Origin of the sequence: Streptomyces sp. NPDC051913, from assembly GCF_044593635.1 — a bacterium.
Lineage (GTDB): Bacteria > Actinomycetota > Actinomycetes > Streptomycetales > Streptomycetaceae > Streptomyces.
Map to the genome: position 1 here is coordinate 943,304 of NZ_JBIUCI010000001.1, position 21,270 is coordinate 964,573.

Here is a 21,270-nt window from a genome sequence, read left to right on the forward strand (position 1 = left end):
CGAAGACATGCGCATTGTCATCGCTGGTGGTCATGGACAGATCGCGTTGCGGCTGGAGCGGCTGCTCGCCGTGCGTGGGAACGAGGTCGCGGGCATCATCCGCAAGGCGGAACAGGGTGACGCCCTGCGGGAGGCCGGAGCCGAACCGGTGCTGCTCGACCTGGAGTCGGCGTCCGTCGAGGAGGTCGCGGCCCACCTGCAGGGCGCGGACGCGGCGGTCTTCGCGGCGGGTGCAGGGCCGGGCAGTGGGGCGACCCGCAAGGACACGGTGGACAAGGGCGCCGCGGTGCTGTTCGCGGACGCGGCGGTCCGGGCTCGGGTACGACGCCATGTGGTCGTGTCGTCGATGGGCGCCGACCCCGCGCATCAGGGCGACGACATCTTCGACGTCTACCTGCGCGCCAAGGGTGAGGCCGACGCGTACGTCCGCGGCCTCGACGCCCTGGACTGGACGATCCTGCGCCCGGGCCAGCTGACGAACGACGCCGGTACCGGGCTCGTCCGCCTGGAGGCCCACACGGGCCGCGGGCCGATCCCGCGGGACGACGTGGCCGCCGTGCTCGCGGAGTTGCTGGAGACACCGGCGACGGCCGGCCTGACCCTGGAACTGGTCGGCGGGTCGACACCGGTTTCGGTGGCGGTGAAGTCGGTGGCCGGGAACTGAGAGCGCGCCGGTGGGCTCACCTCGCGCGGGGCGGGCTCACCTTGCGCGGGGCGGGCCGGCGGGGCGGGCTCGCGGGGCGGGCTCAGAACAGCGGCATCTGGCCGGGGAACTCGGGAACGGCGTAGCCGTCCAACGCGGGTTGCGCGGCCCCCAGTTGGGCCTGCCGACGCGAGCCCACGCAGGAGGTGAGCTCGCCGTTCTCCCGGGCCCCGGGCGGATCGTGCCGCGCGAAGCGCCCGGCGACCACGGCGATCTCACGCTGACATTCGGGGCAGCTTCTGCGACGGCTGGACATGGGGTCAGTGTGCCCCGGGGGCGCTGTCACCCCACATCGTGAGGCACATCACCACCCGTCTTCGACACAGCACCCGGCCATACGAAGAGACCCCCTCCTCGCTGCGTTTCCGCAGCGGGGAGGGGGTCTGCCTTCATGTGGCGGCGCCAGGATTCGAACCTGGGAAGGCGAAGCCGGCAGATTTACAGTCTGCTCCCTTTGGCCGCTCGGGCACACCGCCGGGTTTCGCTGCCCTTCGAACCGCTTTTCGGCGGTGCTCCGTGGCAACGACGTAAACAATACCCGATGGAGCGGGGTGCTTCGCCACTCGATTGATCAGCGCTCGGGGGACGCGAGGTGGCTAGGCTTGTCCGGATGCGGACCGGGAACTGTGCCCGGCTCGGCGGCAGCCCCAGGGCAGCCCCACGCCCGCCGAACCGCACCCGGTACGCACCCCGATACGCACCCCGATACAAGGAGCCACAGGACATGGCCGACTCCAGTTTCGACATCGTCTCGAAGGTCGAGCGGCAGGAGGTCGACAACGCCCTCAATCAGACCGCCAAGGAGATCTCCCAGCGCTACGACTTCAAGGGCGTCGGAGCCTCCATCTCGTGGTCCGGCGAGAAGATCCTGATGGAGGCGAACTCCGAGGACCGGGTGAATGCCGTTCTCGACGTCTTCCAGTCCAAGCTGATCAAGCGCGGTATCTCGCTGAAGGCCCTGGACGCCGGCGAGCCTCAGCTGTCCGGCAAGGAGTACAAGATCTTCGCGTCGATCGAGGAGGGCATCTCCCAGGAGAACGCGAAGAAGGTGGCGAAGATCATCCGCGACGAGGGCCCGAAGGGCGTGAAGGCCCAGGTCCAGGGTGAGGAACTGCGCGTCAGCTCCAAGAGCCGCGACGACCTTCAGACCATCATCGCCCTGCTCAAGGGCAAGGACTTCGACTTCGCCCTGCAGTTCGTGAACTACCGGTAGTCCACGGCTGGTTCACGGCGTGTGCCCGGACCGGTTCACGGCCGGTGGCGTGCCGTACGAGGAAGGGTGGGCACCTGGCCGGTGCCCACCCTTCTCGCCTGCTGGCTGCGGTTCGGGGGTCGATCAGTCGCGCGAGTTGCCGAACAGGATGCGGTAACCGATCAGGAGGACCAGTGAGCCTCCGATCGCCGCGGCCCATGTGGTGCCGTCGTAGAAGTCCTTGGTGACGGGGTGGTCCAGCCAGCGCGCCGAGATCCAGCCGCCGATGAACGCGCCCGCGATGCCGATGAGGGTCGTACCGACGAAGCCGCCCGGGTCGCGGCCCGGCAGCAGGAACTTGGCGATGGCTCCGGCCAGAAGCCCCAGGATGATCCAACCGATGATGCTCATGCCCTGAACCTGCCCTTCCGTGCTGTGCCCGCACTGTTCCGGCCCTGTGATCTTCGTCCGGGCCGACTGTGCGCCAGGACGGGTGCGCGCGTGCGTTCCGCGTCGCCGCCGTGGTGGCAGCGTGAGTTCGTGCCGTGTTGATGAGGAGGACGTCACGCGTCCACCGGTCGGTTGCACTGCTCAGTAGGGTGCGGCTCATGTCACCTTCCGACGCAGGTCCAGGTCCCGGCTCCGAGCTGCGGCGCACCCTGGGCGTGGGCGACGCCGTGGTCATCGGGCTGGGTTCGATGGTCGGGGCCGGCATCTTCGCCGCCCTGGGGCCCGCGGCGCGCGCGGCGGGTTCCGGGGTGCTGGTCGGGCTGGCGGTCGCCGCGGTGGTCGCCTACTGCAACGCCACCTCCTCGGCGCGGCTGGCCGCGCTGTATCCGGCTTCCGGCGGCACGTACGTGTACGGGCGGGAGCGGCTCGGTCCTTTCTGGGGTTATCTCGCGGGCTGGTCGTTCGTGGTCGGGAAGACGGCCTCGTGTGCGGCGATGGCGTTGACGGTGGGCACGTACGTCTGGCCGGGGCAGGCACACGCCGTGGCCGTCGCGGCGGTCGTGGCGCTGACCGCGGTGAACTACGGCGGTGTTCAGAAGTCCGCGCTGCTCACGCGGGTGATCGTGGCGGTCGTGCTCGCTGTCCTCGCTTCCGTCGTGGTGGTGTGTCTGGGGTCGGCGGCCGCCGATGCCGGGCGACTGGGCAGCGGTGCCTCGGGCGGTGTGGGCGGCGTTCTGGAGGCCGCAGGTCTGCTGTTCTTCGCGTTCGCGGGATACGCGCGGATCGCGACTCTCGGCGAGGAGGTGCGGGATCCCGCGCGCACCATCCCCCGCGCGATCCCGCTGGCCCTGGGTATCGCGCTGGCCGTCTACGCGTGCGTGGCGGTGGCTGTCCTCTCCGTACTGGGGGCTGAGGGGCTCGGGCAGGCGGACGCACCGCTGACCGACGCGGTGCGGGCGGCCGGTGTGTCCGGGTGGGTGCCGGTGGTGCGGGTCGGCGCCGCCGTGGCCGCGCTGGGCTCGCTGCTCGCCCTGATCCTGGGCGTCTCGCGGACGACACTGGCCATGGCTCGTGACCGGCATCTGCCCGGCGCGCTGGCGGCCGTGCACCCGCGTTTCCAGGTGCCGCACCGGGCGGAGCTGGCCGTGGGCGCGGTGGTCGCGGTCCTGGCCGCCACGGTGGACGTGCGGGGCGCGATCGGGTTCTCCTCCTTCGGTGTGCTGGCGTACTACGCGGTGGCCAACGCCTCCGCGTGGACGCTCGGTTCGGCCCCGGCGGCGCGGGTGGTGCCGGCGGTCGGGCTGCTCGGGTGCGTGGTGCTGGCGTTCGCGCTGCCGGGGGTCTCGGTGGTCGTGGGCGCGGGTGTGCTGGTCGTGGGGGTGGTCGCGTACGGCGTACGGCGGCGGGTGGGGGCTGCGTCGCGGTGAGCGAACGGCTGAGGGCGCGTCGCGGTGAGCGAACGGGTGAGGGCGCGTCGCGGTAGGCGCGGGTGCGAGTGCGGGTGCGAGTGCGAGTGCGGGTGCGGGTGCGGGGGCACGTCGCGGTAGGCGGCGTCGCGATGTGCCTCAGGCCGTGGTGATGCGCGGGACGGTGGATATGTTCGCCGGGCGGGGTCGTACCGGGCCGGTGTGGCCTCGGGCCTGGCTCTGGGACTCTGGTGAAGTGCGGGCCCATGGGCGGGCGTTGCTCGTGCCGGCTGCCCTCTGTGCCCGCAGCTGCTCGTGTGCGGTCATGCGTTCATGATGCGGCCCGGCACCGACAGGCGGGGCAGCCCTGTGGACAACCGCCGGGCTGTGGACAACTCCGCGCTGTTGATAGCCGCCGGGCTGTGGAGAACCGCGGCTCTACCAGCCCGAGGACGCGAACGGCCTGTCGGTGGACACGATTTCGCGGCCCAGCGGGAGCAGCGACACCGGGATCAGCTTGAAGTTGGCGATGCCGAACGGGATGCCGATGATCGTGATGCACAGCAGCACGCCGGTGACGATGTGGGCGAGGGCCAGCCACCAGCCGGCGAGGATCAGCCACAGGACGTTGCCCACGCAGGACGGGGCACCGGCGTCGCGGCGTTCGACCGTCGTGTACCCGAAGGGCCACAGGGCGTACACGCCGATACGGAACGCTGCGATGCCGAACGGGATGCCGATGATCGTGATGCACAGCAGCACGCCGGCGGCCAAGTAGCCGAGGAACAGCCAGAAGCCGCTCAGGACGAGCCATATGACGTTCAGGATTGTCTTCACTGGTGGCGTCCTGCCATCTTCTCGAGACGGGCGATGCGGTCCGCCATGGGCGGGTGCGTGGAGAACATCTTGGAGAGCCCCTGGCCCGGGCGGAAGGGGTTGGCGATCATCATGTGGCTCGCGGTCTCGATGCGGGGCTCCGGGGGCAGCGGGAGCTGCTTGGTGCCGGTCTCGAGCTTGCGCAGGGCGCTGGCCAGGGCCAGCGGGTCGCCGGTGAGCTGGGCGCCGGACGCGTCCGCCTCGTATTCACGCGAGCGGCTGATGGCCAGCTGGATGACGGAAGCAGCGAGCGGGCCGAGAATCATGATGAGCAGCATGCCCAGGATGCCGGGGCCGTCGTCGTCGTTGGAGCGGCCGACCGGGATCAGCCAGGCGAAGTTGACGAGGAACATGATCACGGAGGCGAGGGCGCCGGCGACCGACGAGATCAGGATGTCGCGGTTGTAGACATGACTGAGCTCGTGGCCGATGACGCCACGCAGTTCCCGCTCGTCGAGGAGGCGCAGGATGCCTTCGGTGCAGCACACCGCGGCGTTGCGCGGGTTGCGGCCCGTCGCGAACGCGTTCGGTGCCTCCGTCGGGGAGATGTACAGGCGCGGCATGGGCTGGCGGGCCTGGGTGGAGAGTTCTCGGACCATGCGGTACAGCGCCGGGGCCTCGAACTCGCTGACCGGACGGGCGCGCATCGCGCGTAGCGCGAGTTTGTCGCTGTTCCAGTACGCGTACGCGTTCGTCCCCAGAGCGACCAGGACCGCGACGACGAGCCCCATGCGGCCGAAGAAACTGCCGATGACGATGATGAGTGCGGACAGTCCCCCGAGGAGTACTGCGGTCCTGAGCCCGTTGTGCCGGCGGTGCACGGTACGCCCTCCAAGTCGTGCAGCAGGGGAACCCTTTGCTTGCTGATCTGCGGTCCTTCTGGTGTATGTCCAGTGGACCCTCCCGTTCTGGTCAACGCCAGGCGAGAGCCGCTAGTTCCCTTGTGCGTGCGGGGCGGGGCGTGAGCCGTCCGGGTGAGGGCCCGGAAGCGGCCTGGTCGTGCGGTGGTGCGTGCCCTCAGAAGAGTCCGGTGTCGGCGAAGCGCAGGACCAGTTGGGGCGCGCCCGAGAGGGCGATGCCGAGGACGCCGGTGAGGGCGAGTGCGGCGGTGAGGGGCGCGGGGACCCTGTGGCGTACGGCTTCACCCTCGGGTGCGCGGAACAGCAGGGCCGTCCACTGGAGGTAGTAGAACAGCGCGATCACGACGTTGACGGCCATGACCACCGCGAGCCAGCCGAGTCCGGCGTCGACGGCGGCGGAGAAGACGGTGACCTTGGCGAAGAGACCGATGATGCCCGGCGGGAGTCCTGCGAGACAGAGCAGGAAGAACGCCAGGAGGAGCGCGGCGAGGGGGTTGGAGGCGTACAGGCCCCGGTAGTCGCTGATGCGGTTGCGGGACTTCGTACGGCCCACGACCGCGGCCACGGCGAAGGCGCCGAGGTTCACGGCGGCGTACATGAGGGCGTAGGCGACGGTGGAGCCGATGGAGTGCTCGGCGTCGTCGGAGTAGGCAGCGGCGGCGATCGGCACCAGGAGGTAGCCGGCCTGGCCGACGGAGGACCAGGCGAGGAGGCGTACGGCGCTGTACGCGCGCGTGGCCTGCTGTCGCAGGGCGCCGACGTTGCCGACGGTCATCGTGAGGGCGGCCAGTGCGGCCAGTGCCGGGCCCCAGACGTCGGCGTACGACGGGAGGGCCACGACGGTGAGGAGGATCAGGCCGGAGAAGCCGACCGCCTTGCCGACGACCGACAAGTAGGCGGCGATGGGCAGCGGGGCTCCTACGTAGGTGTCCGGGACCCAGAAGTGGAAGGGCACGGCGGCCGTCTTGAAGGCGAAGCCGATGAGGGTGAGGACCACGCCGGTCTGGGTGAGGGTGTGGAGCTGGCCGTCGACGTGCTGAATGCGGTCGGCGATCTGGGTGAGGTAGAGGGTGCCTGTGGAGGCGTACACGAAGCTGATGCCCATGAGGCTGACCGCGGTCGCGGTGACCGAGGAGAGGAAGAACTTCAGGGCCGCTTCGGAGGACTTTCGGTCGCCTTGGCGCAGGCCCACGAGGGCGAAGGCCGGCAGGGAGGCGACCTCCAGGGCGACGATCAGGGTGGCGAGGTCGCGGGAGGCGGGAAGCAGGGCGGCGCCGGCGGCAGAGGAGAGCAGCAGGAACCAGTACTCCCCTTCGGGGAGTCCCTTGTCGGCGTCCTTCAGGGTGGTGACCGACAGGAGGGCGGCCAGCAGGGCGCCGCCGAGCACCAGGAGTTGGAGCACGAGGGTGAAGCGGTCCGCGGTGTAGCTGCACACGTCGGTGGCGCCGGTCAGGCAGAAGGTCGCGCGGTCGCCGTCCAGGAGGGGCAGGAGCATCGCCGTGGAGGCGGCCAGGCCCGCGATGGACAGCCAGCCGAGCAGCGCCTTCCTCGCGTCGCCGACGAACAGGTCCGCGACGAGGACCACGAGGCCGACGACCGCCGCGATGGTCGGCGGTGCGATGGCGAGCCAGTCGACGGACTGGACGAGGTTCGCGGCCAACGGCTGGGCCGCGGCGGCCAGGGAGCTCATCGGGTGCCTCCTGCGAGGAGCTGCTGCACGGCCGGGTCGGTCAGGCCCAGGAGGGCCTTGGGCCACAGGCCGGCTACGACGGTGAGGGCGACGAGCGGTGTCCAGGCCGCGAACTCGTACGTGTGGACGTCGGCGAGTTCCGGCGCGTCCTGGGGTACGGGGCCCATGCAGACGCGGCGGACCACGGCGAGGAGGTACGCGGCCGTGAGGAGGGTGCCGAAGGCCGCGATCGCCATGAAGGTCAGGAACGCGGGGCGGCTGAGGTCGTCGGCGGGGTCGAACGCGCCGAACAGGGCCAGCATCTCGCCCCAGAACCCGGCGAGTCCGGGGAGGCCGAGGGAGGCGACCGCGGCGAACGCGAGCAGGCCGCCGAGGCGCGGTGCCTTGCCGTAGAGCGCGGCGCCGGTCTGTTCGGCGAGGGCGTCGAGGTCGGTGGTGCCCGTGCGGTCCTTGAGCGCGCCGACCAGGAAGAAGAGCAGGCCGGTGATGAGGCCGTGGGCGATGTTGGCGAACAGGGCGCCGTTGACGCCGGTCGGGGTCATCGTGGCGATGCCGAGGAGGACGAAGCCCATGTGGCCGACGGACGAGTAGGCGATGAGGCGCTTGAGGTCGCCTTTCGCGCCCTGCTTGGCGAGCGCCAGGCAGGCCAGGGATCCGTAGATGATCCCGACGACGGCGAAGGCGGCGAGGTAGGGCGCGAAGTCGGCGAAACCGTCGGGCGCGATCGGCAGCAGGATCCGTACGAACCCGTACGTGCCCATCTTCAGCAGGACGCCGGCCAGCAGGACCGAGCCGACGGTCGGCGCGGCGGTGTGGGCGTCGGGCAGCCAGCTGTGCAGCGGCCACATCGGGGTCTTGACCGCGAGCCCGATCCCGATCGCCAGTACGGCGATGACCTGCACGGATGTGGTCAGCGACCGGCCGTTGTCAGTGGCGAGTGCCACCATGTCGAACGTGCCCGCCTTGATTCCGATCAGGAGCAGGCCCAGCAGCATGACGACCGAACCGAGCAGCGTGTACAGGATGAATCGCCAGGCTGCCCGGGTGCGGTCCTGACCGCCCCAGCGGGCGATGAGGAAGTACATCGGGATGAGCACCGTCTCGAAGGCCAGGAAGAACAGCAGCAGATCGAGGACGGCGAAGGTCGCGAGGGTGCCGGACTCGAGGACGAGCAGCAGGGCGACGAAGGCCTTCGGGGTCGGGCCCGAGGGCATCTTGAAGTACGAGTAGAGCGCGCAGAGGAAGGTCAGCAGCGCGGTCAGGACCAGAAGGGGGAGGGAGATGCCGTCGATGCCGAGGTGGATGCGCACGTCGAGTGCGGGGATCCAGCTGATGTCGGTCGTGGCCTGCATCTTCGACGGATGGTCGTGGTCGAAGCCGAGCGCGAGGACGATCGCGGCCACGAGGATCACGCCGGTGACGGTCACGCCGTGCCGGAGTACGGCCTGCTCGGGCGACTTCCCCTTCAGCCCGGGCGGGGCCGGCAGGAGGGCGGCGACGGCACCGAGGAGCGGGCCGACGACGACGAACGCCAGAAGGAACTGCATCACGGACTCGTTGATATCGATCACGCCTGCTCACGCTCCGGTGGCGACGAGGACGGCGGCGACCACCAGGACGACGGTGCCGGCGAGCAGCGCGCTCACATAGGTCTGCACATTGCCGGTCTGGGCCCGCCGCACGGCCGCGCCAAGGAGGCGGGGCAGGGCGCCCGCGCCACGTACGTAGGTCTCGACGACCTCGCGGTCGAGGAACCGTACGAGGGTGGCGGCGGCCTGGACCGGGCGGACGAAGAGGGCCGAGTAGACGGCGTCGAGGTGGAAGCCGACGGCCGCGTGCCGGTGGAGCGGGCCGAGCAGGAGTCGGCCGGGGTCCGCGGGGTCGGGCGCGTAGGCGATGTCCCCGTACGCGGGCTCGTGGCTGGCGATGGCCTCGGCCTCGACACGGGCCGCGTCGCCCTCCGGGTGGGCGGCGACCGCGCCCAGCGGGACGCGGGCCGCGAGGGCGGTGGTGTGCCGCCAGGCCGCGTACGTGACGATGCCGCCGACCAGGGCCACGCCGGTGCCGAGGACGGACGTGGTGAGGGTCGGGGTGAGGTCGCGGCCGTCGAACCAGTCGGGGAGCACCCGGTAGGCGAGCCCGCCGACGGCTAGGGACGGGACCGCGAGGACCCACAGCACGACGGTCATGGTGAGGGGCTGACGGCCGTGGTCGGGCGCTTCGGCGCCCTGGCCGCGGAAGGCCAGCAGCCACAGGCGCGTCGCGTACGCCGCGGTGAGCAGGGCGGTGAGCAGGCCGGCGACCAGGACGAGCCAGCCCGCCGCGCCGGGAGCGTGCTCGGTGTGGCCGGTGGCGACGTGCTCGGCGGCGCCGAGGACGGACTCCTTGGAGAAGAACCCGCTGAACGGCGGGATCGCGGCGAGCGCTAGGAGCGCCACGGTCATCGTCCAGTAGGCGTCGGGCACGCGGTCGCGCAGCCGGCCCATGCGGGACATGGCGGCCAGCGAGTTGGTGCCGGCGGCGTGGATGATCACGCCGGCCGCCAGGAACAGCAGTGCCTTGAAGGCGCCGTGCGACAGGAGGTGGAAGACGGCGGCACCGCGGTCGCCGACGGCGAGGGCGCCGGTCATGTAGCCGAGCTGGCCGATCGTCGAGTAGGCGAGGACGCGTTTGATGTCGTCCTGGGCGAGGGCGGCCAGTGCCGAGCCGGCCATGGTGACGGCGGCCATGACGGCGAGGACGACCATCGCGGCCCGCGAGGCCTCGAAGACGGGGAGGAGTCGCGCGACGAAATAGACGCCGGCGGCGACCATCGTCGCCGCGTGGATGAGCGCGGAGACGGGTGTGGGGCCCGCCATCGCGTCCGGGAGCCAGGTGTGCAGCGGGAACTGCGCCGACTTGCCGGCCACGCCCGCCAGGAGCAGCAGGGCGATCAGGGTCGGGTGGTCCAGGCCCCCGCTCGCGACGGTGCCGAGGACCTTCGTGATGCGGAAGGACCCGGCGTCGGTGGCGAGCGCGAACAGGCCGATGAGGAAGGGGACGTCGCCGAGCTTGGTGACGAGGAACGCCTTGATGGAGGCGGCGCGGGCCTCCGGGGTCTCCCAGTAGTGGCCGACGAGGAAGTACGAGCAGATGCCCATGACTTCCCAGCCGACCAGCAGCACCATCAGGTCGCCCGAGTAGACGACGAGGAGCATCGCGGAGGTGAAGAGGGAGACGAGCGCCGCGTAGGAGGGGTAGCGCGGGTCGTCGCGCAGATAGCCGGTCGAGTAGATCTGCACGCAGCTCGCGACGAGACCGACCAGCACGGCGACGAGGGCGGCGAAGCCGTCGATGTGCAGGGCGAGTTCGATCGGGATCGAGCCGGTGGGCGTGAGCTCGGTGGCGGCGTTCACCGCCTCGTCCCCGCCCTGGCGTACCGCGACCAGTGCGGCCAGCACGAGGGAGCCGAGCGTCGGCAGCACGGCGAGCGGGCGGACGAAGCCGGGGGCCGTGCGGCCCAGGAGCAGGCCGACGACGGCGCCCAGGAAAGGAAGGACGGGGACGAGGACGGCGAGGGTGGTGGTGGTCACGCGGTGGCCTCTGCCTTCTCGGCCGCGGGGGCGTCGCCATCGGAGTCGTCGGAGACGTCGGAGTCGGGACCGCGGGCCCCCTCGGGTCCGTCGGGTCCGTGTCCCTCGGCGGTGTCGCGGAGCTTGTCGATGTCCGAGGTGCCGCGGTTGCGGTAGACGGCGAGGACGATGGCCAGGCCGATGCCGATCTCCGCGGCGGCGATGGCGATGGTGAACAGGGTCAGGGCCTGGCCGGAGTGCAGCGTCTCCGCCGCTGTCCTGCTGAGCCACACGTCGAAGGCGACCAGGTTGAGGTTGACGGCGTTGAGCATCAGCTCGACCGACATCAGGACCAGGATCGCGTTGCGGCGGGCCAGGACGCCGTAGAGGCCGGTGCAGAAGAGCAGGGCGGCGAGTACGGCGGGATAGGCGAGGTGCATCAGCGGGCGCCTTCCTGCTCGGCCGACTCGGTTCCCGAAGTCGGTGCTTTTCGCCCGATCGGGTGATTACGGGAATCCGGTACGAACGGGGAACCACCGGACAACGCCCGGGAGTTCACAGGGGGCGGGCTCGACTCCGCCTTCGTCTTGCGGGACAGGACGATCGCGCCGACGAGCGCCGCGAGGAGCAGGACGGAGAGAGCCTCGAAGGGCAGGACCCAGTTCTGGAAGAGGCTCGCTCCGGTGGCCTCCGTCGAGCCGGCGGCGGGGCCGTCCAGATTGATCCAGGTCGTACGGAAGGCGTCGACGACGACCCAGATCAGGGCACCTGCCGAGGCGACGGCGACCGTGAGGGCGGCCCAGCGGTTGCCGGAGTCGGCGTCCGGGGAGCGGCCGATGGGGGCCTTGGTGAGCATCAGACCGAAGAGGAGGAGCACGACGACGGAGCCGACGTAGATGAGGACCTGCACCCAGGCGATGAACTCGGCGGTGAGGAGGAGGTATTCGACGGCGAGACCGCCGAGGGTCACCACCAGCCACAGGGCGGCGTGCACCAGCTGCCGGGTGGTCACGGTGACGAGGGCGGCGCCGAAGGTGACCAGCCCGACGAGCAGGAAGGCGACCTCGACACCGGTCGGGGAGAGGAAGCCGTGGGTTCCGGCGGCAAGGCTCACGACTCTCCCTCCTGCGGTGCCGCCTGCGCCGCCAGCTTCTCGGCGGTCTTGCGGGCGGCGGCGATCTCCTTCGGCTCCTCGGCGGCGGGGTCGAGGGCGGGCGGGGCCGGGACGGTCCACATCCACTCGCGGAGCTTGTCCCGTTCGTGGGTGAGCTCGTGGATGTCGGTCTCGGCGTACTCGAACTCCGGGGACCAGAACAGGGCGTCGAAAGGACAGACCTCGATGCAGATACCGCAGTACATGCACAGGGAGAAGTCGATGGCGAAGCGGTCGAGGACGTTGCGGCTGCGCTCGCGGCCACCGGGAGCGGCGGGCGGGACCGTCTCCTTGTGGGAGTCGATGTAGATGCACCAGTCCGGGCACTCCCGGGCGCAGAGCATGCAGACCGTGCAGTTCTCCTCGAACAGGCCGATGACACCGCGGGTGCGGGGCGGGAGGTCGGGCTGGACGTCGGGGTACTGCTCGGTGACGGTCTTCTTCGTCATCGTGCGCAGGGTGACGGCCAGACCCTTGGCGAGGCCGGAGCCGGGAAAGCGGGGCCGGGTGGGCGGAAGGGGCTCGGCCACTAGGAGATCACCACCTTGACGATGCCGGTGAGGGCGATCTGGGCGAGAGAGAGGGGGACGAGAAGGGTCCAGGACAGCTTCTGCAGCTGGTCCTCGCGGAGCCGGGGGTAGGTCACGCGGAGCCAGATCACGATGAAGGCGAGGACGGCCGTCTTCAGGAGGGTCCACACCCAGCCGAGGCCGTCGGCGCCCCAGGGGCCGTGCCAGCCGCCCAGGAAGAGGACGGTGGTCAGCCCGCACAGGACGATGATCCCGGCGTACTCGGCGAGCAGGAACAGGGCGAAGCGGAGGCCCGTGTACTCCGTGTAGGCGCCGAAGATGATCTCCGAGTCGGCGACGGGCATGTCGAAGGGCGGACGCTGGAGTTCGGCGAGGCCGGCGACGAAGAAGACGATCGCGCCGACGATCTGCCAGGGCAGCCACCACCACTCGAACGCGTCGACGATGCCGGGGAGGGAGACCGTACCGGCCGCCATCGCGACGGAGGCGGCGGTCAGCAGCATCGGGAGTTCGTAGGCGAGGAGCTGAGCGGCCGTGCGGAGGCCGCCGAGGAGGGAGAACTTGTTGGCGGAGGCCCAGCCGGCCATGAGAGAGCCGAGGACACCTACGCCCATGACGGCCAGGACGAAGAAGATGCCGGCGTCGACGACCTCGCCGACGGCGCCCTCGCCGGGGCCGATGGGGATGGCGAGCAGGACCAGGAGGTAGGGCAGGAGGGCCACGGCGGGGGCGAGTTGGAAGATGCGGCGGTCGGCGCCCGCCGGTACGACGTCTTCCTTCTGCGCGAACTTCACGCCGTCCGCGACGAGTTGGGCCCAGCCGTGGAAGCCGCCGGCGTACATGGGGCCGAGCCGGCCCTGCATATGGGCCATCACCTTGTGCTCGGTCTGGCCGACGATCAGGGGGAAGGTGAGGAAGACGACGAAGACGATCAGGAGTCGCAGGGCGACGTCGAGAGCGTCGTTCACTGCGGGCCTCCTGCGGGGTCTTCGGGGGTGCGGGGAGTGCGTGGCTTGCTCGGACTGCTCGGACTGCTCGAGGTGTTCGAGGTGTTGGGAGTCTTGGGGGCGTCGGGAGCGTCGGGGGGTTCCGGCGTGCCGAGGGCGTCGGGCGGCTCGGGGGCTTCGGGTGCCTCGTCCGGGGCGGGGGCCTTCTCCTCCTGGGCAGGGACATGTTCCTGGCCCGGGTCCTGAACTGGGGCCTGGTCCTGAACCTGGGCCTGAGGGTCCTGCTCGGTCTTCGGGCGCGGCTCGGCGTCGGGTGGCGGTTCGGCCGTGGAGCCCGGGGATCGCTCCGCGTCGGGTTCGGCTTCGGGACCGCGTTCGGAGTCAGGCTCGCGTTGGGGTTCGGGTTCCCGTTCAGGTTCGGGTCCGGGTTCGGGTGCGTCGAAGGCTGGGCGGGCGTGGTGCCATGGGGCGTCGGCGCTGCGGGGAGCCGTTGAGGCGGGGCGCGTGGGCGCGGAGGGTGCGGGCGCATCGTCGGCCGACGTGGTGCCGGAGTCGGTGGCGTCAGGTGCGGGGCGCTGGCTGGCGGAGCCGTCCGAGACGCTGCGGGAGCGGCGCGGCCCCGCGGGGGCCGTGCCGGTAGCCGGACGCTGGGAGGCCGAGCTCTCGCTCTGGGCGTCGGCGACGGCATCGCCGCCGGCTGCCGTCTGGCTCGCCGAGCCCTGAGCCGCGGTGCGGGAGCGCCGGGGGCCGGTTGCCCGGGGCGCGGATGTCGCTGGTGCGTCGGCTTGGCTGGCGGAACCCTCCGCCGCCGAACGCGAACGACGCTGACCCGCGGCCGGTGCCTCAGCAGTCGGCGCAGCTCCCGCCGCCCCCGGAACCTCCGCCTGGCTCGCCGAACCCTCCGCCGCCGAACGCGAACGGCGCGAACCCGCGGCCGGAGGTGTCGAAGCCCCTGGTGCCTGCTCAGTCGGGGCGGTCTCCGAAGCCCCAGGTGTCCCCTCAGCCAACGCAGACCCCGCCGCCCCCTGAACCTCCGCCTGGCTCGCCGAACCCTCTGCCGCCGAACGCGAACGGCGAGGCCCTGTAGCCGGAGGGGTCGGGGGCTGCGGTTGGGTGGCTGAGCCCTCTGTCGTGGTGCGGGTGCGGCGGGTGGGGCGTTCGCCAGGGGCGGCGCCTGTGGTGCGGGGGCCCGCTGTGCGGGTGGGGCGAGTGGGGGCTGGGGGGAGTTGGCCCTTGAGGGGGCCCCACTCGTTGGGGTCGGGGACGCCTGGGGGGAGCATCTGGCGGCGCTTGGGGCCGCCGTGTTCGGACTCACCCGGTTCCTTCGCGCCGGGCCAGGCCTTGGCGACTCGGGCGGCGAGGACGAAGTCCTTGCGGAGGGGGTGGCCTTCGAAGGTTTCCGGAAGGAGGAGGTGGTCCAGGGCCGGGTGGCCCTCGAAGACGACGCCGAACATTTCGTGCGTCTCGCGTTCGTGCCAGGCCGCGCCGGCGAAGACGTCGACGGCGGTGGGCAGGGTCGGGGACTCGTGCGGGACCGTCGTACGGAGGAGGAGGCGGCGGACCGGGGAGAGGGCTGCGAGGTGGGCGGCGACGCGGAAACCCGTGCCGGGTTCGTCGACCGCGCTGAGCCAGTCGAAGTACGTGCAGCCCAGTTCGTCGCGGGCCGTCCGCAGGGAGGTGATCCAGGAGGCCGGGGGGACGTCGACCGTGAGGACGTCGTAGGACTCCTCGGCCGTGGCGTCGGGGCCGAACAGTTCCTCGGTGGGGGTGGGCAGCCAGCCGGTCGTGGTCATCGTTCCTCCCCCGGGACGGGAGAGGTGGGAGAGGGTGCCTTCAGCAGGTCGCTCTGCAATGCGGTCGGGGAGGGGCGGGTGGTGGGGGCGTTCGTGCCGTACCGCTCGCCCAGCGACTCGCGGGCGATCTTCTCCTGGAGTTTGAGGATGCCCTGGAGCAGCGCCTCGGGGCGGGGCGGGCAGCCGGGGACGTAGACGTCGACGGGGATGATCTGGTCGACGCCCTTGGTGACGGAGTAGGAGTCCCAGTACGGGCCGCCGCAGTTGGAGCAGGCGCCGAAGGAGATGACGTACTTGGGTTCCGGCATCTGTTCGTACAGGCGCTTCACCGCCGGGGCCATCTTGTCCGTGACCGTGCCCGAGACCACCATCAGGTCGGCCTGCCTCGGACCCGGCGCGAAGGGGATCACGCCGAGGCGGATGAAGTCGTGGCGGGCCATCGACGCGGCGATGAACTCGATCGCGCAGCAGGCGAGGCCGAAGTTGAAGACCCAGAGCGAGTAGCGGCGGCCCCAGTTGAGGACCACCTTCATCGGCTCGGGGGCCAGCCGCGCGAGGGCGCCCAGGCGCTTCGGCTCGGGCAGCATCACGGGCTCCGGCGAGGTCACTCCCGAGGTTCCTTCCGAGGTTCCTTCCGGCGTCACGCCCATGTCAGGACGCCCTTCTTGTATGCGTAGAGCAGGCCGACGGCCAGGAAGCCGAGGAAGATGAACATCTCGACGAGGGTGGTGGCGCCGTAGCCGGGGGCGGCGAAGATCGTGGCCCAGGGGAACAGGAAGATCGAGTCGACGGCGAAGATGACGTAGAGGAAGGCGTAGACGTAGTAGCGGACCTGGGTGTGGGCCCAGCCCTCGCCGACGGGGTCGACGCCGCACTCGTAGGTCAGGAGTTTCTCGGGGGTGGGGACCACGGGGCGCAGCAGTCGTCCGGCGCCGAAGGCGACCGCGACGAACAGCACGCCGACGACGGCGAGCAGTCCGACGACCGAGTACGACTGGAAGTAGTCCGAGTAGTCCGACGCGGCGACAGTGGTCGGTTCCCGCACGTCCGCCCCTCGCTCCCTGTGAACAACGTCGTTCGACGATCTGTACGCACGGGAGTCTAGGGCCTGCTAAAGAGAGCGTAAGCAGCCCGTCACAGCTTGAGATGCCCGGATGGGAGACAAAGAAGTGACGAAGGGGGGCAGGGTGGGGTTTTCCCCCGGGTGGCGCGGCGGTCCGCCTCATGGCGTCGCGGCGCGCCGCGCGGCACGCTAGCCCATATGACCGAACGCCCCAGAGATTCCCGACAGGCCGAGCATGCGCGGGCCGAGAACGTGTCGCCGCTTCCACCCGTCCGCTTCGCCTACGACGCGCACACCTGGAAGGAGATCTCGCATCTGCTGCTGAATCTCCCGGTGGCGTTGCTCGGGTTCGTGTATGTCACGACGGTGCTGTTCACCGGCTTCTGGCTGACGGTGACGGTGATCGGGTTCCCGTTGCTGGCGGCCGGGCTGATGGGGGCGCGGAAGCTGGGCGCGCTGGAGCGGCGGCGGGCCCGGAAGCTGCTCGGGGTGCGGATCGACGAGCCGAGTCCGCTGCCGCTGAAGACCAAGAACTCGGGCTTCTTCCAGCAGCTGTGGATGATGCTGAAGGACCCGGTGGGCTGGCGGACGGTGCTGTACGACTTCATCCGGCTGCCCTGGGGCATCCTCACCTTCACGCTCACGCTGACCTCGCTGTTTCTGCTGTGGCCGGTGCTGCCGTTCATCGCGCGGGGGCTCGCCAACGCGGACCGGGCGATGGTGCGGGGGCTGCTGTCGCCGTCGGACGAGCTGGAACGTCGTATCGCGGAACTCGAGTCGGACCGGGGGGTCGTGGTCGACACGGCCGCGGCCGATCTACGCCGCATCGAGCGCGATCTGCACGACGGGGCGCAGGCCCGGCTGGTCAACCTCGCCATGGGTCTGGGGCTGGCGAAGGAGAAGCTGCTGGAGGACCCGGAGTACGCGCAGGCGATGGTCGAGGAGGCGCACGGCGAGGTGAAGCTGGCGCTTCAGGAACTGCGGGATCTGGCGCGCGGGATCCATCCGGCGGTGCTGACGGACCGGGGGCTGGACGCGGCGCTGTCGTCGGTGGCCTCGCGGTGCACGGTGCCGGTGAAGGTGACCGCCGACCTGGACGCCCGGCCGGCCGCGGCGATCGAGGGCATCGCCTACTTCACCGTCTCCGAGCTGCTGCAGAACATCAGCAAGCACAGCGGGGCGAGGTCGGCGTCGGTGGAGGTGTGGCGGTCGGACGACCGGCTGCTCATCCAGGTGTGGGACGACGGCCGGGGCGGCGCGCGCCTCGACGCGGGCAGCGGGATGCAGGGGCTCGCGGAGCGGCTCGGCGCGGTCGACGGGTTGTTCGTCATCGACTCGCCGGTGGGCGGGCCCACGACGGTCACGGCGGAGCTGCCGTGGCGGGACCGGACGCAGGACGCGCGGCGGGGGTAGGGCGCGCGGCGGGGACGGCTGCTCGGCGGGGGTAGGGAAAACCCCCCTTCCAAGACGCCGACGGACTCCATGGTCCGCTGACCTGCGGTCGACCAGGGTGGAGATACGGCAGACACCGGTACGACACCCAGGCGCGGGACGAGAAGAAGGACGACGCCGATGGCCACGGACTACGGACAGAGCTACGGGTTCCTCGACGAGCCGCGGCGGCATCGGCTGCCCACCGGGCTGCGGGCACCGTTCGAGGGACGCACCTGGCGTGAGTTCGGATATGTGCTGCTCAGCCTCCCGATCAGCATCGTGTTGTTCACGTACGGCGTCACGATGGTCGCGATCGGTGCAGGGCTGTTGGTGACGTTCCTGGGGGTCCCGGTGCTCGCGGCGGGGCTGGCCGGGTGTCGGGGCTTCGGGGCGATGGAGCGGGCGCGGGCGCGCGGGCTGCTGGGTCTCGAGGTCGCCGATCCGGAGCCGCTGAGGATGCGGGGGCACGGCTTCCTGGCCTGGATCGGGGCCGTACTGAAGAGCGGTGCCTCGTGGCGGGCTCTGCTCTACTCGGTGATCCAGTTGCCGTGGTCGGTGTTCTCCTTCGTGGTCGCCCTGAACTTCTGGGCGTACGGGTGGGCGCTGCTGACGTATCCGCTGTGGTTCTGGCTGTTCCCGGCGTACGGCGGGCAGGACGGTCTTCAGTTGTACGGCGACGAGACGCATCACATCTATCTCGACAACCCCTTCGAGATCGGCGTGACGGCGTCGGTGGGGCTGTTGTTCACGCTGGCCACACCGTGGATCGTGCGGGCCCTGACGCAGGTGGACCGGCTGCTGGTGCACGGGCTGCTCGGCCCGTCGCGGCTGGCGACGCGGGTGGTGGAGCTGGAATCCGACCGGGGGGTCGTGGTGGACACCGCGGCGGCGGATCTGCGGCGCATCGAGCGGGATCTGCACGACGGGGCGCAGGCGCGGCTGGTGGCGTTGGCGATGGATCTGGGGCTGGCGAAGGAGAAGCTGGCGGAGGATCCGCAGGCGGCGGCGCGGATGGTGGACGAGGCGCACGGTGAGGTGAAGACGGCGCTTCAGGAACTGCGGGACCTGGCGCGCGGGATCCATCCGGCGGTGCTGACGGACCGGGGGCTGGACGCGGCGCTGTCGTCGGTCGCCTCGCGGTGCACGGTGCCGGTGCAGGTGGAGGTGGACCTGGTGGAGCGGCCGGCGCCGGCGATCGAGGGGATCGCGTACTTCACGGTGTCGGAGCTGCTCCAGAACATCAGCAAGCACTCGCGGGCCACGTGGGCGGGGGTGGACGTGTGGCGGGTGGAGAACCGGCTGATGTTGCAGGTGGTGGACAACGGAGTGGGCGGTGCGAGTGCCTCCGGCGGGTCGGGGTTGGCCGGGTTGGCCGAGCGGCTCGACGCGGTGGACGGGATTCTGGTGGTGGACTCGCCGGTGGGCGGACCTACTCGGGTCACGGCGGAGCTGCCGTGGCGGGGTGAGCGGGTCTGAGGAGACGGTCGTCCGGAGGGCGGGCGGGACCAGGCGAAGTCACCCGCCCGCCCTCACCACCGGGCGACGGTCACGCCCCTCCCACCCTCAGCACCGTCTTGCCCTTGTTGCGCCCCTCCCCCAGCAGGTGGTGGGCCGCTGCCGCGTCGGGCAGGTCGTACTCCTCCGTGATGTCCAGGCGTACCGCTCCCTCTGCTGCCAGGCGCAGTGCGTTCAGGGCGTGGGCGCGCAGGGTTTCGGGGGCGCGGCGGGCCAGGTCGCCGATGTTGTAGCCGGTCAGGGTGCGGTTGTTCTTCCAGAGCGGGAGGACCGGCAGGTGCAGGTCGGGGTGGCGGGCCGCCTCGCCGTAGACCGCGACCCGGCCGAAGGGGGCCAGGGCGTCGAGGCTCGCCTGCCGGGTCGGGCCGCCCACCGGGTCCAGGACCACGTCGACACCACGGCCGGCGGTCGCCGCCCGCACCGCCTGCGGGAAGGCGTCCCGCACGAAGACCTCGTCGTAGCCGAAGGCGGCGCGGGCGTACTCGGCCTTCTCCGGTGTGCTCACCGTGCCGTACACCGCCCGCGCCCCCAGCGTCCGGGCCAGCTGTGCGGCCACGCCTCCGACGCCGCCCGCGGCGGCGTGGATCAGGACCGTGTCGCCGGGCGCGAGGCGGGCCGCCCCGGCCAGGACGCCGTACGCCGTGGTCAGGACGAGGGCGGCGCCGCCGCCGGTGCGCAGGTCGAGGGCGTCGGGGAGCGGGAAGGCGAACGCGGCCGGGACGACGGCGTACTCGGCGTAGCCGCCACCGTCGGGCAGATACGCGGCAACCCGGTCCCCCACCGACGGATCCCCCGCCACCCCCTCCCCCACCGCGGCCACCACTCCCGCCGCCTCCAGCCCCGTCACCGTCTCCCCGTCCGGCTCGCCGAAGTCTCCGAGGCGGTGCTGGATCTCTCCGTAGTTGACGCCCGCGTACGCGACGCGGAGGAGGATCTCGCCGGGGCCCGGGGTGGGGGTGGGCAGGTCGATGAGGTGGAGTACCTCCGGTCCGCCGGTCCTGCTGAACGCCATCGCCCGCACAGGGCCTCCCTCGCTCGTCGATCGCTCAGCCGCGATGGAGGCCGGAACTCCTCGTGGCGACCCCCGTATTCCTGCCGAACGCGCCGCGTCGGCTCGTTTCACACGCTGTTCATCGGCGTTCTTCGCGGTTCGCCGCGGTTCTTCGCAGTTCTTCGCAGGTTGTCGCAGTTCATCGGCCCCGAATCCCGTTGCTCCGGCACGAGCCGGTGGGAATGCTGGAATGCTGGACTTTGCTCGTCGGGGAGACGGGCGCGGAGTCGGGGTGTGGGGGGCCGAGGATCGTGGAGGACAGGGTGCGGGTGGTCATCGCCGAGGATTCAGTGCTGCTCAGGGAGGGGCTGACCCGGCTGCTGACCGACCGCGGGCATGACGTCGTCGCCGGGGTGGGCGACGGGGAGGCGCTGGTCAAGACCATCACGGAGCTCGACGGGCAGGGGGAGCTGCCGGACGTGGTGGTGGCCGATGTGCGGATGCCGCCCACGCACACCGACGAAGGGGTGCGGGCCGCCGTACAGCTGCGCAAGGCCCATCCGGGGCTCGGGGTGCTGGTGCTGTCGCAGTACGTGGAGGAGCGGTACGCGACCGAACTTCTCGCCGGGTCCAGTCGCGGCGTCGGCTATCTGCTCAAGGACCGGGTAGCCGAGGTGCGTGAGTTCGTGGACGCGGTGGTGCGGGTCGCCCAGGGGGGTACGGCCCTGGACCCGGAGGTCGTGGCGCAGTTGCTGGGGCGCAGCCGCAAGCAGGACGTGCTCGCGGGCCTCACCCCCCGGGAGCGTGAGGTGCTGGGGCTGATGGCCGAGGGACGGACGAACTCGGCGATCGCCCGGCAGTTGGTGGTGAGCGACGGAGCGGTGGAGAAGCACGTCAGCAATATCTTCCTGAAGCTGGGGCTGTCCCCCAGTGACGGGGATCACCGTCGGGTTCTCGCGGTCCTCACCTATCTGAACTCCTGATGACCTGACACCGTGTCAGCCGTATGGGTGCAACGGTCACCGAGTCCGAGAACCGAACGGGAGTACTGGGCGTCTTGTAGGGAAGCGCCGGGGGGCGAGAAATCATGACAAGTCAGGGCGGCAGGGCGTCTCA

At 70.9% G+C, this 21,270-nt stretch carries 21 protein-coding genes and 1 tRNA gene; 6 read left to right on the forward strand and 16 right to left on the reverse strand.

The features are described from left to right. Positions 1 to 7: 7 nt before the first annotated feature. The gene (locus ACIHIX_RS04390) at positions 8 to 664 is read left to right on the forward strand and encodes an NAD(P)H-binding protein (protein WP_399949499.1); all 657 of its coding nucleotides are present in this window, start codon (positions 8 to 10) and stop codon (positions 662 to 664) included. Between the two features lie 82 nt (positions 665 to 746). On the opposite strand, the gene ACIHIX_RS04395 is transcribed toward ACIHIX_RS04390, so the two are convergent. Together ACIHIX_RS04395 and ACIHIX_RS04400 are read right to left on the reverse strand one after the other, a co-directional pair. Beyond that, entirely contained in the window at positions 747 to 959 is a 213-nt protein-coding gene (locus tag ACIHIX_RS04395; RefSeq protein ID WP_329335872.1) for a hypothetical protein, read from the reverse strand. A gap of 138 nt (positions 960 to 1,097) precedes the next feature. Further along, positions 1,098 to 1,179, reverse strand: a tRNA-Tyr gene (locus tag ACIHIX_RS04400). A 248-nt stretch (positions 1,180 to 1,427) separates the two neighbouring features. On the opposite strand from ACIHIX_RS04400, the gene ACIHIX_RS04405 reads away from it, so the two are divergent. Next, on the forward strand, positions 1,428 to 1,916 hold the full coding sequence (locus ACIHIX_RS04405; RefSeq protein WP_399949501.1) for a YajQ family cyclic di-GMP-binding protein: 489 nt from the start codon (positions 1,428 to 1,430) through the stop codon (positions 1,914 to 1,916). Positions 1,917 to 2,039: 123 nt separating this feature from the next. On the opposite strand, the gene ACIHIX_RS04410 is transcribed toward ACIHIX_RS04405, so the two are convergent. Continuing rightward, positions 2,040 to 2,306 (reverse strand): GlsB/YeaQ/YmgE family stress response membrane protein, encoded by a 267-nt coding sequence (locus ACIHIX_RS04410; protein WP_329335875.1) that lies wholly within the window; start codon positions 2,304 to 2,306, stop codon positions 2,040 to 2,042. Positions 2,307 to 2,503: 197 nt separating this feature from the next. On the opposite strand from ACIHIX_RS04410, the gene ACIHIX_RS04415 reads away from it, so the two are divergent. After that, positions 2,504 to 3,772 carry an APC family permease gene (locus ACIHIX_RS04415; RefSeq protein ID WP_399949503.1) on the forward strand — a complete coding sequence of 423 codons (1,269 nt, stop codon included), beginning with the start codon at positions 2,504 to 2,506 and terminating at the stop codon, positions 3,770 to 3,772. 417 nt (positions 3,773 to 4,189) lie between these two features. Here the strand turns inward: ACIHIX_RS04415 and ACIHIX_RS04420 are convergent, their stop codons facing one another. From ACIHIX_RS04420 to ACIHIX_RS04475, 12 genes are all read right to left on the reverse strand, one after another. Then, the gene (locus tag ACIHIX_RS04420) at positions 4,190 to 4,588 is read right to left on the reverse strand and encodes a YccF domain-containing protein (RefSeq protein WP_399949505.1); all 399 of its coding nucleotides are present in this window, start codon (positions 4,586 to 4,588) and stop codon (positions 4,190 to 4,192) included. Further along, positions 4,585 to 5,448 carry a zinc metalloprotease HtpX gene (gene htpX / locus ACIHIX_RS04425; protein WP_399949507.1) on the reverse strand — a complete coding sequence of 288 codons (864 nt, stop codon included), beginning with the start codon at positions 5,446 to 5,448 and terminating at the stop codon, positions 4,585 to 4,587. The genes ACIHIX_RS04420 and htpX overlap by 4 nt, the downstream gene beginning before the upstream one ends. Positions 5,449 to 5,644: 196 nt before the next feature. Further along, positions 5,645 to 7,177: an NADH-quinone oxidoreductase subunit N gene (locus ACIHIX_RS04430; protein WP_399949509.1), complete on the reverse strand. Its 1,533-nt coding sequence runs from the start codon at positions 7,175 to 7,177 to the stop codon at positions 5,645 to 5,647. Further along, positions 7,174 to 8,748 (reverse strand): NADH-quinone oxidoreductase subunit M, encoded by a 1,575-nt coding sequence (locus tag ACIHIX_RS04435; protein WP_399949511.1) that lies wholly within the window; start codon positions 8,746 to 8,748, stop codon positions 7,174 to 7,176. The genes ACIHIX_RS04430 and ACIHIX_RS04435 overlap by 4 nt, the downstream gene beginning before the upstream one ends. Before the next feature lie 6 nt (positions 8,749 to 8,754). After that, positions 8,755 to 10,749, reverse strand: a complete 1,995-nt coding sequence (locus ACIHIX_RS04440; RefSeq protein WP_399949513.1) for an NADH-quinone oxidoreductase subunit L — start codon at positions 10,747 to 10,749, stop codon at positions 8,755 to 8,757. Continuing rightward, positions 10,746 to 11,168 (reverse strand): NADH-quinone oxidoreductase subunit NuoK, encoded by a 423-nt coding sequence (nuoK, locus tag ACIHIX_RS04445; protein ID WP_399949515.1) that lies wholly within the window; start codon positions 11,166 to 11,168, stop codon positions 10,746 to 10,748. Before nuoK ends, ACIHIX_RS04440 begins: the two co-directional genes overlap by 4 nt. Further along, positions 11,168 to 11,842: an NADH-quinone oxidoreductase subunit J gene (locus ACIHIX_RS04450; protein WP_399949517.1), complete on the reverse strand. Its 675-nt coding sequence runs from the start codon at positions 11,840 to 11,842 to the stop codon at positions 11,168 to 11,170. The genes nuoK and ACIHIX_RS04450 overlap by 1 nt, the downstream gene beginning before the upstream one ends. Then, on the reverse strand, positions 11,839 to 12,411 hold the full coding sequence (locus ACIHIX_RS04455; RefSeq protein WP_399949519.1) for a NuoI/complex I 23 kDa subunit family protein: 573 nt from the start codon (positions 12,409 to 12,411) through the stop codon (positions 11,839 to 11,841). The genes ACIHIX_RS04450 and ACIHIX_RS04455 overlap by 4 nt, the downstream gene beginning before the upstream one ends. Beyond that, the gene (locus ACIHIX_RS04460) at positions 12,411 to 13,379 is read right to left on the reverse strand and encodes an NADH-quinone oxidoreductase subunit H (protein WP_399949521.1); all 969 of its coding nucleotides are present in this window, start codon (positions 13,377 to 13,379) and stop codon (positions 12,411 to 12,413) included. Before ACIHIX_RS04460 ends, ACIHIX_RS04455 begins: the two co-directional genes overlap by 1 nt. Continuing rightward, positions 13,376 to 15,151 (reverse strand): NADH-quinone oxidoreductase subunit C, encoded by a 1,776-nt coding sequence (locus ACIHIX_RS04465; RefSeq protein WP_399949523.1) that lies wholly within the window; start codon positions 15,149 to 15,151, stop codon positions 13,376 to 13,378. Before ACIHIX_RS04465 ends, ACIHIX_RS04460 begins: the two co-directional genes overlap by 4 nt. Next, entirely contained in the window at positions 15,148 to 15,801 is a 654-nt protein-coding gene (locus ACIHIX_RS04470; RefSeq protein WP_399949525.1) for an NADH-quinone oxidoreductase subunit B, read from the reverse strand. The genes ACIHIX_RS04465 and ACIHIX_RS04470 overlap by 4 nt, the downstream gene beginning before the upstream one ends. After that, on the reverse strand, positions 15,792 to 16,196 hold the full coding sequence (locus ACIHIX_RS04475) for an NADH-quinone oxidoreductase subunit A (protein WP_399949527.1): 405 nt from the start codon (positions 16,194 to 16,196) through the stop codon (positions 15,792 to 15,794). The genes ACIHIX_RS04470 and ACIHIX_RS04475 overlap by 10 nt, the downstream gene beginning before the upstream one ends. Before the next feature lie 216 nt (positions 16,197 to 16,412). Between ACIHIX_RS04475 and ACIHIX_RS04480 the strand changes: the two genes are divergently transcribed. Next, the gene (locus ACIHIX_RS04480) at positions 16,413 to 17,627 is read left to right on the forward strand and encodes a sensor histidine kinase (RefSeq protein ID WP_399949529.1); all 1,215 of its coding nucleotides are present in this window, start codon (positions 16,413 to 16,415) and stop codon (positions 17,625 to 17,627) included. A 159-nt stretch (positions 17,628 to 17,786) separates the two neighbouring features. Then, positions 17,787 to 19,124: a sensor histidine kinase gene (locus ACIHIX_RS04485; protein WP_399949531.1), complete on the forward strand. Its 1,338-nt coding sequence runs from the start codon at positions 17,787 to 17,789 to the stop codon at positions 19,122 to 19,124. Between the two features lie 70 nt (positions 19,125 to 19,194). Here the strand turns inward: ACIHIX_RS04485 and ACIHIX_RS04490 are convergent, their stop codons facing one another. Continuing rightward, positions 19,195 to 20,175, reverse strand: coding sequence for a zinc-binding alcohol dehydrogenase family protein (locus ACIHIX_RS04490; RefSeq protein WP_399949533.1), 981 nt, complete (start codon positions 20,173 to 20,175; stop codon positions 19,195 to 19,197). Positions 20,176 to 20,477: 302 nt separating this feature from the next. Here ACIHIX_RS04490 and ACIHIX_RS04495 point away from each other — a divergent pair, with 302 nt between their 5' ends. Next, positions 20,478 to 21,137, forward strand: a complete 660-nt coding sequence (locus ACIHIX_RS04495; RefSeq protein ID WP_399950068.1) for a LuxR C-terminal-related transcriptional regulator — start codon at positions 20,478 to 20,480, stop codon at positions 21,135 to 21,137. Positions 21,138 to 21,270 lie beyond the last annotated feature (133 nt).